Origin of the sequence: Sphingomonas sp., from assembly GCF_042096255.1 — a bacterium.
GTDB lineage: Bacteria > Pseudomonadota > Alphaproteobacteria > Sphingomonadales > Sphingomonadaceae > Sphingomonas.
Genome location: NZ_JBELLZ010000043.1, coordinates 16388 through 27659, shown reverse-complemented (window position 1 = coordinate 27659; position 11272 = coordinate 16388). Strand labels below are relative to the sequence as shown.

10 protein-coding genes are annotated in these 11272 nt (G+C 67.8%); 1 reads left to right on the top strand and 9 read right to left on the bottom strand.

What is annotated here, in order from left to right; translation table 11 throughout:
- From ACFDTH_RS09790 to ACFDTH_RS09775, 4 genes are all read right to left on the bottom strand, one after another.
- Positions 1-745: hydantoinase/carbamoylase family amidase (locus tag ACFDTH_RS09790; RefSeq protein ID WP_375287337.1), on the bottom strand; the 745-nt coding region annotated here is incomplete at its 3' end.
- Positions 742-2097 (bottom strand): dihydroorotase family protein, encoded by a 1356-nt coding sequence (locus ACFDTH_RS09785; RefSeq protein WP_375287336.1) that lies wholly within the window; start codon positions 2095-2097, stop codon positions 742-744. The genes ACFDTH_RS09790 and ACFDTH_RS09785, both read right to left, overlap by 4 nt.
- 126 nt (positions 2098-2223) lie before the next feature.
- Positions 2224-2811, bottom strand: coding sequence for a UbiX family flavin prenyltransferase (locus tag ACFDTH_RS09780; protein ID WP_375287335.1), 588 nt, complete (start codon positions 2809-2811; stop codon positions 2224-2226).
- Entirely contained in the window at positions 2811-4244 is a 1434-nt protein-coding gene (locus ACFDTH_RS09775) for a UbiD family decarboxylase (RefSeq protein WP_375287334.1), read from the bottom strand. Before ACFDTH_RS09775 ends, ACFDTH_RS09780 begins: the two co-directional genes overlap by 1 nt.
- 106 nt (positions 4245-4350) lie before the next feature.
- Between ACFDTH_RS09775 and ACFDTH_RS09770 the strand changes: the two genes are divergently transcribed.
- Positions 4351-5652 (top strand): NtaA/DmoA family FMN-dependent monooxygenase, encoded by a 1302-nt coding sequence (locus tag ACFDTH_RS09770; RefSeq protein WP_375287333.1) that lies wholly within the window; start codon positions 4351-4353, stop codon positions 5650-5652.
- A gap of 47 nt (positions 5653-5699) precedes the next feature.
- Here ACFDTH_RS09770 and ACFDTH_RS09765 read toward each other — a convergent pair whose 3' ends face one another.
- The 5 genes from ACFDTH_RS09765 to ACFDTH_RS09745 form a co-directional block, all read right to left on the bottom strand.
- Positions 5700-6593, bottom strand: coding sequence for an ABC transporter ATP-binding protein (locus tag ACFDTH_RS09765; RefSeq protein ID WP_375287332.1), 894 nt, complete (start codon positions 6591-6593; stop codon positions 5700-5702).
- A gap of 92 nt (positions 6594-6685) precedes the next feature.
- Positions 6686-7666 (bottom strand): ABC transporter ATP-binding protein, encoded by a 981-nt coding sequence (locus ACFDTH_RS09760; RefSeq protein WP_375287331.1) that lies wholly within the window; start codon positions 7664-7666, stop codon positions 6686-6688.
- Positions 7667-8542, bottom strand: coding sequence for an ABC transporter permease (locus tag ACFDTH_RS09755; RefSeq protein WP_375287339.1), 876 nt, complete (start codon positions 8540-8542; stop codon positions 7667-7669).
- 5 nt (positions 8543-8547) lie between these two features.
- The gene (locus tag ACFDTH_RS09750; RefSeq protein ID WP_375287330.1) at positions 8548-9489 is read right to left on the bottom strand and encodes an ABC transporter permease; all 942 of its coding nucleotides are present in this window, start codon (positions 9487-9489) and stop codon (positions 8548-8550) included.
- A gap of 43 nt (positions 9490-9532) precedes the next feature.
- Positions 9533-11149, bottom strand: coding sequence for an ABC transporter substrate-binding protein (locus tag ACFDTH_RS09745; RefSeq protein WP_375287329.1), 1617 nt, complete (start codon positions 11147-11149; stop codon positions 9533-9535).
- Between the last annotated feature and the right edge of the window lie 123 nt (positions 11150-11272).

Below are 11272 nucleotides of genomic sequence, written 5' to 3'. Positions count from 1 at the left end.
AGCCAACCAGTGCCAGTGCGCCGGCATAGGCGGCGTCGCGGCGCAGGTGCATCGGCGAGGTTCCGGCATGGCCTGCCGCTCCGGTGAAGCGGATCTCCAGCCGGCGGATGCCGACAATCGAGGAGACGATGCCGATATCGAGCGCGCCGCTCTCCAGCACCGGGCCCTGCTCAATATGGACCTCCAGGAAGGCGCCGAGGTCCTCGCGCCGCGCCTCCGCCAGCCGTTCGGGGTCGCCGCCGACCTCGCGGATCGCATCGCTTAGCCGGCGCCCGGCGGGATCGCGCTGGTCCAGCATCGCCGGGGTCAGCTGCCCGGCGATCGCGCGGCTGCCGATGCAGGACACGCCGAACTCGCTGGGTTCCTCGGCCAGGCAGTCGATCAGCTCGAACGGATGGCGCAGGCGCTCTCCCGCCTCGACCAGCGCGCGCATCACCGCGAGCCCCGCGAGCACGCCAGCGATCCCGTCGAACCGCCCCCCGGCGGGAACCGTATCGGTATGCGATCCAATGGCGATCGCGGGCAGGCCCTGCTCGGTGCCCTCGATGCGCGCGATCAAATTGCCGCCGGCATCGATCCGCACGCTCGCGCCGAGCGCCTCCACCCATTCGATCAGCCGGCGACGGCCCTCGTCGAACAGCGGCGTGAACGAGCGACGGGTATACGGGCGGCCGGGCTCGGTCACCTCGGCGAGCGCTATGATGTCTGCCCAGAGGCGGTCGGAATCGATCTTCGGGACGGTCATGCGCGGGGCGCCAGCGGCCGCTGGAACCGGCCGGTGCCGGGCTGGGCGACGGTCTTCCCACCTTCGGATACCGCCTCGCCGCGCAGCCAGGCGCCCTCCACCTTCCAGGGCAGCTCGATCCCCTCATAAGGGCTCCAGCCGACAACATTCATGCCGGACGCGGCGGCATCGTACCGATAGGGGGACTTCGCCATCACCACCACGTCCGCCTCGCGACCGACCTGGAGCGCCCCCTTCGTGGCGCCCAGGCGGAAGAGATGCGCGGGATTGTGCGCCAGCAGCCGTGCGGCGTGGCTGAGCGGCAGATCCCGCTCCACCAGCCCCTTTACGAGAAGCGGCACCAGCACCTCCAGCCCAGGCACGCCCGAGGCGTTCTTCAGCATGTCCGGATCATCCTTGCGCTCGGCCGACCAGCTGACGTGATCGGTGGAGACGACGGTGATGTTGCCCGCGGCGAGATGCCGCCACAGCGCCTCGCGCTCCATACGCGGCCGGATCGGCGGGTTGATCTTCGCGCGTCCACCCAGGCGCCGGACATCGTCCTCCTCGGTCAGCACGAGATAATGGATGCATGCCTCGATCGTAGCGTCATGGCCCTGCTGGCGATAGGCGGCGGCCAGTTCATAGCCGCGCGCGATCGAGCAATGGACGATATGCGCGGAGCAGCCGGTGGCGGCACCGATCTCATAGACCTGCGCGGTCGCCAGCGCCTCGGTGACCGGCGGGCGCGAGCGGCCGTGGGCAAGATAACTGGTCTCCCCCGTCGCGCGCACCGCGGCGGTCGCGGCGCGGACCATCTCGTCATCCTCGTTGTGCACGCCGCCGATTAACCCGAACGGGGCGATGGCGGCAAAGCATTCGTACATCAGCTGGGGCGGGATACGGGGGAAGCGCTTCGGATCGGTGCCGAAGGCGGAGAATTTGAACGAGGAGGCGCCGGCAGCGACCAGTTCCGGGATGCGTGCGGCCCCTTCGTCGGGATCGACGGTGGCATAGAGCGCGAAATCGACCCGCGCCTGCTCCGCTGCGCTGGTCGCCTTGGCGGTCAGGCTTTCCGCGGTGCAGATCAGGTCGCCTGCGTCATAGGGCATATCGACGATGGTGGTGACTCCGCCGGCCGCGGCACTGTTGGTGGACCAGACGAAATCCTCCTGATCGGCCTGGCTGCGGCTGTGGACCTGCGCGTCGATCGCGCCGGGCAGGATCAGCATGCCCGCGCCGCCATGGCGTTCGCCGGCCGGGGGCGCACCCGCGCCGACATGCTGGACGATGCCGTCTCCCGCCAGAACGTATCCGTTCTCGATCACCCGATCGGGCAGGACGATGCTACCGATCCAGACCTTGTCGGCCATGAACTTCCCCCACGTTGCGAGCGCCGGGCATCGTCCCGCCGCGACCCGAAGACTAGGCGTCGGGAGAAAACGCCCGGAAGCCGGTTCTGGCGCACGCCAGCATAAGCGTTTCCGGAGCCTGGATTTTCATCCCTCTCGGCCGGATGCGTCGCCCCAGCGGTGCAGCGCCTCCGTCTCGATCCCCATCACGTCGAGCGCCCGCGCGGCGGTCTGCTCCACCATTTCGGCGATCGACTGCGGCCGGGTGTAGAGGCTGGGGACGGGGGGCATCACGATCGCGCCATAACGGGTCACCGCCGCCATATGTTCGATATGCCCCAGGTGAAGCGGCGTCTCGCGCAGCATCAGCAGCAGGCGACGCCGCTCCTTCAGGCACACGTCCGCGGCGCGCAGGATCAAGTTGTCGCCGAGCGAGGCGGCGATGGCGCTCAGGGTATGCGAGGAGCAGGGGGCAACGATCATCCCCTCGGTCCGGAAGGAACCGCTGGCGATGGTGGCGCCGATATCCTTGAACGGGTGCCGCACATCCGCCAGCGCCTGCACCTCCGCGAGTGGGACGTCGCTTTCCTCCGCGAGGGTACGGATCGCGGACGGCGAAATGATGAGGTGGGTTTCGAACCCACCGTGTCGTCGGAGCAGGCGCAGAACGGCGATGCCGTAGTCGACGCCGGTAGCCCCGGTGATGGCGACGATCAGGCGGCGCGGGCTCTGCATCAGGCGAGCCAGGCGCCGGCGGTCAAGGCGCGGAGCTTCGCGCGCGCGCGCTCCAGCACCGCGGCGGGGGGCAGGGCGCGTGCGACGCCTTCCGCGCGATCACCGGGCTTGGCGGTGGCGTCCATGCCGATCTTGGTGACGAGGCCGCTTTCTTCCATCGGCTCGGAGCGATCGGTGCCGCTGTGCGGGAGCAGGATCAGATCGCGCTCCAGCTTCATGCGGTTGCAGCGCGCCCAATCGACCATGATCGGATCCCACGGATCGATGTCGCCATCCACCACGGTCACCCGCTTGACCATGCTGACCGCGGCAAAGGCGGCATGGATCGCCCGGCGGGCCTGGCCGGGGCGAGGGGCATCGATCTGCACGACGATGTCGGTGCGGCCGGCGCCCGCCTCCGTCACCGCGACATCGCGTACATTGGGCAGCACGGCGCCGATCGCATGGAGAAGGCCGGCGCCGATCGGCAGTGCGCCGAGGTAGATATGTTCGCGGTGATAGCCCGGCTCGATCACCTGGAGGATCGCATCGTGTCGCCGGGTCATCGCCGAAAAGGTGGCGCGGATGCCGGGGCCGTAATCCTCGTACATGCCATGATATTCGGAGATCAGCCCCTCGGGCACCGGATCGGCGGCATCGAGCGTGCCTTCCAGCACGATCTCCGCCCCGGCCGGAACGGCGAGGTCGATGGTGAAGGCGGGAACGAGCTCGACCGGCTCGCCGAGCAGGCGGCCGGCGCAATGGAGCTCGTCGTCGCCGAGCCCAAGGTAGAGGCAGGCGGCAAGCTGGATCGCGGGATGCGCGCCGAGGACGACCGCGATCGGCAGAGGCTCTCCGCGCGCCGCGGCCTTGCGCGACAGCTGGGCGAGATGGTGGTTGGGGGCGATGCCGACCAGCGCGGTACGGCCATCGAGCTTGCCGACGCGCGCGAAGGAAGCGTTGCCGCGCCCCGATTCGGGATCGCGCGCGAGGATGACGCCGGCGGTGATATAGGGCCGCTGCTCATGCTCGAAGAAGGTCGGGATCGGGAGAGCATCCAAAGGGCGGTGCCGCTCCACAACGGCCTGTACCGCGGCATGGTTCGCGACGATCGGCGCGATCGGTTCGCGGATCGCGCGATGGATGGTCGCGGCGATCTCGCCGGGGAGGATCCCCAGCGCGGCCGCGATCCGATCGCGCCCGGCGAGCAGGTTGCCCGCGACCCGGAGCGGCGAACCTTCGACCTGATCGAACAGCAGCGCCGGGCCGCGGTCCGCGAGCGACAGGAACGCCGAGAGTTCGAACAGCGGATCGACCGGTTCCGCGATACGCAGCAATTCGCCGCGGTCCTGCAGCATGGCCAGGAACGGACGTATCGATTGCCGGTCTTCCACCGCATTCCCCCAAAGCCGTCGTCCCGCATTGGAGAGAAACGGCGGCAGCGGTGCAAGCATCGCGGGGCTTCTGCAGGTGACGCTATCGTACGCTGCATAAAAACGAATGATCGCGCCAAACCCGTGTGTGTCAGTCTTCCCCTGTTCACAAACATGCGGGGGTCTCATGGCCGAGTTTCACCTTGGATGGTTCCTTGGTCCAGGCATCACGGTGCAGGGCTGGAACGAGCCGGGCTATGCGCCCGGATATGATTGGACCAAGCCGGACATCTTCCAGGATGCGGCGCGCGCGATGGAACGCGCGTGCTTCGACCTGCTGATCCTGGAGGACACCTCCGCGGTGCCTTATGCCTATGGCGGGTCGATGGACTATTACCTGCGCACCGCGACGATGACGCCCAAGCTCGATCCGGTCATTCTGACGCCCTATCTGGCGCAGGCGACCAAGCGGCTGGGCATCGCGGTGACGATGACCTCCACCTTCTATCCGCCGTGGTTGCTCGCCCGGTCGCTGGCGACGATGGATCACTATTCCAACGGCCGCATCGCCTGGAACATCGTGACCGCGACCAGCGACGCCGCCGCGCAGAACTACGGCCACGACAAGCAGTTCGAGCACGATCTGCGCTACGACATGGCGGACGAATATGTCGATCTGTGCAGCCAGTTGTGGGATGCGTGGGACGAGGATGCGGTGGTGATGGACGCCGACAGCGGCGTATTCATCGACCCCGGGAAGGTTCGCGCGATCAACTTCGAGGGCAAGTTCTACAAGTCGCGCGGGCCGCTGAACATGCCGCGCTCGCCGCAGGGCCGGCCGATCTTCGTGGCGCCGGGCGGATCGCCGCGCGGACGGCGCTTCTCGGGTCGCAACGCCGATATCGTGCTCGCCACCTCGGGCACGATGGCGGACATGAAGAAGTATCGTGACGACGTGCGCGGCTATGCCGAAGGGTTCGGTCGCGATCCGGACCAGATGAAGGTGATGTTCGCGGTCACGCCGATTCTGGTCGATCACCCGGAAGACGTGGCGCCGAAGAAAGAGGCGCTCGCCAAGGCGAAGGCGAATCACATGGAGAAAGGGATGGCGGCGATGTCTTTCCTGTCCGGGATCGATTTCAGCAAGTTCGACCTCGATGCGCCGGTCGGCGAGATCAAGACGAACGGCATGCAGACCATGTTGCAGATGTTCGCCAAGCACGGCCCGCAGGCGACGCTGCGCCAGATCATGACCCATTCGGCGGACGATGGTTTCAACCAGATGGTCGGCACGCCGGACATGATCGCGTCGATGATGGGCGACATCGTCGAGGAAGTGGGCGGCGACGGATTCCTGATCGCGGCCCATATCAAGCCGAATTACGTCTCCGACATCTGCGATCGGCTGGTGCCGGTGCTTCAGAAGCGCGGGCTGACCCGCACCGCATACGAGCACGAGACGTTCCGTGAGAACCTGATGGCGTTCTGAAACCCCGGAGAAGCGCGCCGCTTCCGACTGGGAAGCGGCACCTTATGCTATTGAACCGATGGAACTTGCCCAAGGTGGCAGGCGGCCGACTGTGTCGGCGAGCGTGGGTCCAGAGTGGGGGTTTCAATGCGGCAGCGATCGAAGGCGTAGGGGCAGCGGGTGTGAAAATGGCAGCCCGCAGGCGGATCGATCGGACTGGGCACGTCGCCCGCAAGGGAAATCCGGCGGCGCGTTGATGAAGGATGCGGATCGAGCACAGCAGACAAGAGTGCCTGCGTATAAGGATGCGATGGTGCCGAGAAAAGCGACCGGCGATCCGCGATCTCGACGATGCGGCCTAAGTACATCACCGCGACCCGATCGGCGATATGTTCTACCACAGCCAGATCGTGACTTATGAACAGCATCGCGAGGCCGAGGCGTTGCTGGAGATCGGCGAGGAGATTGATGATCTGCGCCTTGCTGGACACGTCCAGCGCGGAGACGGCCTCGTCGCAGATCAGGAGGTCAGGCTCTGGCGCCAGCGCGCGGGCGATGGCGATGCGCTGGCGCTGTCCTCCTGAGAATTCATGGGGATAGCGGTTCGCGACCTCGGGCGGCAGGCCGACCCAGGTGAGCAGTTCCGCCACCCGGCGATCGATGTCCGCGCGCGCACCCGCGACACCGAAGTTGCGTAACGGCTCGGCGAGGATGTCGCGGACCGTCATGCGCGGAGACAAGGACGCCGACGGGTCCTGATGGACGACCTGCATCTGCCGGCGCAGCCGGCGCAGGAAGCGCCCGCGCATGTCGCTGATGCGATGCCCGTCCAGCCAGACGGTGCCGCTGGTGACATCGGTGAAGCGCAGGATCGCGCGGCCGAGCGTGGATTTGCCACAGCCGCTTTCGCCGACGATCGCCAGCGTCTCGCCGCGAGCGATGGTGAAGGTGATGTCGTCCACCGCCTTCACCGTCTGCCGCCTCGCGCCGGGCATCCAGCCCTGGCCGACGGGATAATGCTTGCGCAGCTGGTGCACGTCGAGGATCGTCTCGGTCACGCGGCTTCCTCCAGCTTCAGGCAGGCGGCGCGACGGGCGCCGGGCAGTTCGCTGAGCCGCGGCCGCACCTCCCGGCAGGGCGGCGTGGAGACGGCGCAGCGCGGGGCGAAGATGCAGCCCGCGGGTGCGAGCAGGGACAGCGGCGGGACGTTCCCTGGGATCTCCGTCATGCGCCCGGTACGACAGCCCTGATCCGACAGGCGAGGCGTCGCCGCGAGCAGCCCCTGGGTATAGGGATGGACGGGGCGCGCCAGCACGTCCGCGACCGGACCCTCCTCGACCTTGCGGCCGGCATAGATGACGACGACCCGATCGGCGAGTTCGGCGACGACGCCGAGATCATGGGTGATCAGGATCACGCCGAGCCCGCGTTCCCGGCTCTGGCGGCGGAGGAGATCGAGTATCTGCGCCTGGACCGTGACGTCGAGCGCGGTGGTCGGCTCGTCCGCGATCAGCAGCGCGGGGTCGCAGGCGAGCGCCATCGCGATCACCACGCGCTGCCGCATCCCGCCCGAGAGCTGGTGGGGATATTCGCGCGCCCGGCGCTCCGGCGCGGGGATGCCGAGCGTGGCGAGCAGTTCCAGCGCGCGGGCCTCCGCCTCGCGCCGGCCCAGCCCGCGATGGATGCGCAGCCCCTCCGCGATCTGGCGGCCGACCGGGTGAAGCGGGTTGAGCGCGGTCATCGGCTCCTGGAAGATCATCCCGATCCGGTTGCCGCGCACGGTGCGCAGCGCCGCCTCATCCGCCGCGATCAGGTCTTCCCCATCGAGCCGGACGCTGCCACCCAGCGCGACCCGTTCGCCGAGCAGGCGCATCACCGCCATCGCGGTGACGGACTTGCCCGATCCGCTCTCCCCCACGATCGCCACGGTCTCCCCCGCATGGACATGGAAGGAGAGATCCTCGACCGCCCGAAGCTGGCCCTTCAGGAAGGGGAAGGCGACGTCGAGGTGATCCACCTCAAGCAGCGGCGTCATTCAGCGCTCCTTGACATCGAAGGTATGGCGCAGCCCCTCACCGAGCAGGTTGACGCCCAGGATGGTGAGCGTGAGCGCGGCGGCAGGGAGGAAGATCAGGCTGGGGCGCAGCTGCCACAGCGCCTTCGACTCCGCGATCATGTTGCCCCAGGTGGGCGTGCTGGGCGGGACGCCCGCGCCGATGAACGAGAGCGTCGCCTCGATCAGCATGGAGGCGGCCCAGACGAAGGCGGCCTGCACCGCCAGCGGCGCCATGAGATTGGGCAGCAGGTGGCGGACGAGCAGACCGAACGACCCGGTGCCGGACGCGATTGCCGCCTCGACATACGGCCGCTCGCGCAGCGAAAGCATCAGGCCGCGGGCGAGGCGGGCACAGCGCGGGATTTCCACGATCGTGACCGCGATGACGACGTTGGTGGCGGAGCCGCCGGCGATCGCCATCAGCGCGATGGCGAGGAGCACCGCAGGCACCGACATCACGCCATCGAGGATGCGCATGATGATCGCATCGCCCAGCCGGGTGGCGGCGGACGCCATGCCGATCAGCGTGCCGATCAGCGTGGAAAGGGTGGCGCAGCAGAAGCCGATCGCGAGCGAGGTGCGTGCGCCATGGATGATGCGCGAGAGGATGTCCCGTCCCAGCATGTCGGTGCCGAGCAGGTGCGCGCCTCCCCAGGGCAATAGCCGATCGCCCAGGGTGACGGCGAGCGGATCATAGGGCGCGATCACCGGCGCGGTGATCGCGACGACAAGGATGAAGAGGAGGATCGCACTCCCGGCGACGAGCGCCGGGTTCGCGGTCTCTGGGAGACGCAGCAGGATGCGCCGCTGCGGCGAGGCGCCCGCGCCCGGAACATCGGCCGGGGTGGCGAGCACGGTGCTCAATAGCGGATCCTGGGATCGAGCAGGGTGTAACTGAGATCGACGATCAGGTTGACCATGACGTAGACCAGGCTGGAGATCAGCACGACCGCCTGGATCACCGGATAATCGCGGTGGAGAATGGCATCGACGGTGAGGCCGCCGATGCCGGGCACGACGAAGATCCCCTCGATCACCACGGTGCCGCCGATCAGCACGGGTACGCCGCTTCCGATCACGGTGACGATCGGGATGGAGGCGTTGCGCAGCGCGTGGCGGAACAGGATCGTCCGGCGCGGCACCCCCTTGGCCACGGCGGTGCGGATGAAATCCTGCTGGAGCACATCGAGCATCGCGCCGCGCGTGACATTGGCGATCAGCGCGGAGAAGACGATCGCAAGCGAGAGCGCGGGCAGGATCGCGGTCGCGAGGAAGGCGCCGGGCCCGGCCGAGAGCGGGCGGAATCCCTGCACCGGCACGAGGTGCAGCGTGGTCGCGAACACAAAGGCGAGCGCATAGGCGACAACGAAGGACGGCAGCGAGAAGCCGAGCGTCGCATAGCCCGAGAGGAACCTGTCCCACGGCCCCCCGCGCCGGGCTGCTGCGGCGATGCCGAGCGCGAGACCAAGGACCACTGCGATCGTGGTGGCGAGGAGCATGAGGCTGACGGTGGCGCCCGCGCGCTGCGCGAGCAGCGCGGAGACGGGCGCGCCGGTGTAGATCGACGTGCCGAGATCGCCGTGCAGCAATTGCATCACCCACGCGGCGAAGCGGGTGACGGGCGGATCATCCAGCCGCAACGCGTGGCGTATCCGCTCGATATCCGCGGCGGTGGCATTCTCTCCTGCGATCACCAGCGCGGGATCGCCGGGCGCGAAATAGAGGAGCGCGAAGACCAGGATGGTGACGACCAGCATCACCGGTACGGCCAGCAGGATGCGGCGGAACGCATAGCCGATCATGCCGCTGCCTCGCGATCGTTTCGGCGAGGCGGCGGACGGTGGATCACGCGCTTTTGCCGACCGTCCAATAGACCCCGTAGGGCGCCTTGAACACGCCCGTCACCTGTTTGCGCCAGGCCGAGCTGGGGACGGTGCCACCCAGCGGGATATAGGGGAGGACCCGGAATGCCTCGACCTGAATCTGCTCCGCGATCGCCTTCTGCTCTGCTTCCGGGGCGAGCACCCACGCCTTGCGCAGCCGTTCGATCTCCGGCGCGTCGCACCAGCCGGGATAACCCTCGAACCCCGCGCCGCGCAGCATCGGGTGGACGGCGGGATCGATCAGGTCGCTGCCCGTCCAGCCGGTGACGAACAGGCTCCAGCCGCCCTTGTCGATGGGGCCGCGATTGGTGCGACGCTGGATCATCGAGGCGAAGTCGAGCGTGGTGAGCGTGACGTTCATGCCGATCCGGCGGAGCAGATCCTCGATGATCTGGCCCAGGTTCGAGGCGGGCGCCTCCGCGCCGCTGAGCAGCACGACCTTCTCGCCCTTGTAGCCAGACGCGGCGAGCATCTGCTTCGCCCGATCGATACTCGGCTTCGCCAGCACCTCCGATCCCGCCTCCGTATAAAGGGGGGAGGTGCGATCGTAGAAGCTGCGCGCGGCGTGCGCATCCTGTGGCCGCTCCCCGGCGATGCTGCGCATGATCGCCATCTGATCGATCGCGGCGGCGAGCGCGTGGCGGACCGCCGGATTGTCGAAGGGTGGCTGCTGGTGGTTGGGCTGCAGCATGAAGCAGGTATCGGTGCTGAGCCGCTGGCCGACGGTGATGTCCGCATTGCCGGACAGCAGCGGCAACAGGTCCGCCGGCGGGACCAGCCAATAATCCTGTTCGCCGGCCTGGAGCGCGGACAATGCGGTGGAGGCATCGGTGATCTGCGACCATTCGATTCGCTTGACCGCCGGCACCCGGCCGCCGGCGAGGCCGCTCGGCGGCTCACTGCGCGGGACATAGCCCTCGAATCGCTCCCACACCGCCTTGGAGCCCGGCACCCATTCCTCACGCACGAAGCGGAACGGGCCGCTGCCGATCGCCGCGGTCACCTGGGTGCCCGGATCGGTCTCCGCCATCCGTTCCGGCATGATCAGGCAGGCGGCGGACGAGGATTTGCCGAGCGCGGCGGGAAGGAGCGGAAACGGCTGGGTCAGCCGGATCGTGAACCGGCGATCGTCCGCCGCCGCCATCGAGTCGACGTACGGCATCAGCAGCTGGCCAAAACTGTCCCGCTTGCCCCAACGCTGGATCGAGGCGATGCAATCGACCGCACGGACCGGGGCGTTGTCATGGAACTTCAGCCCTTCGCGCAGGGTGAACGCATAGGCGCGGCCATCGTCCGAGACCGTCCAGCCTTCCGCCATCTGCGGCTTGGGGACATAGTTCGCATCCACCGCGACCAGCTGATCGAAGGTGAGGAAGCCATATTCGCGCGTGCCCGGCGCGGTCGTCCAGATCGGGTCGAGGCTGGAAAGGCTCTGCGCGTTCACCACCCGCAGCGTGGCGTCCTTGCCACCCGGGGAGGGATTACCCGACCCCGAGCAGGCGGAGAGCAGGATAGACGGACCGGCCGCAAGGGCCGAGCCGCCGAGCGTGAGGCCACCGAGGAACTCTCTGCGTCGCATCGACATCATGGCTATCGCGTCCCCGGTTGCGTCGCAACATGGCTACGAAAACATTTTTCCTGACACGAATATGCAAAGCGCAATTTGGGCATAAGCGGCGCTCATGTGCGCGCCGTTCGGTTC

Bases quoted from the DNA above. Each gene is read 5' to 3' on its own strand.
- ACFDTH_RS09785 (WP_375287336.1), bottom strand. From the start codon at position 2,097: ATGGCCGACAAGGTCTGGATCGGTAGCATCGTCCTGCCCGATCGGGTG.
- ACFDTH_RS09780 (WP_375287335.1), bottom strand. From the start codon at position 2,811: ATGCAGAGCCCGCGCCGCCTGATCGTCGCCATCACCGGGGCTACCGGC.
- ACFDTH_RS09775 (WP_375287334.1), bottom strand. From the start codon at position 4,244: ATGCTTGCACCGCTGCCGCCGTTTCTCTCCAATGCGGGACGACGGCTT.
- ACFDTH_RS09770 (WP_375287333.1), top strand. From the start codon at position 4,351: ATGGCCGAGTTTCACCTTGGATGGTTCCTTGGTCCAGGCATCACGGTG.
- ACFDTH_RS09760 (WP_375287331.1), bottom strand. From the start codon at position 7,666: ATGACGCCGCTGCTTGAGGTGGATCACCTCGACGTCGCCTTCCCCTTC.
- ACFDTH_RS09750 (WP_375287330.1), bottom strand. From the start codon at position 9,489: ATGATCGGCTATGCGTTCCGCCGCATCCTGCTGGCCGTACCGGTGATG.
- ACFDTH_RS09745 (WP_375287329.1), bottom strand. From the start codon at position 11,149: ATGCGACGCAGAGAGTTCCTCGGTGGCCTCACGCTCGGCGGCTCGGCC.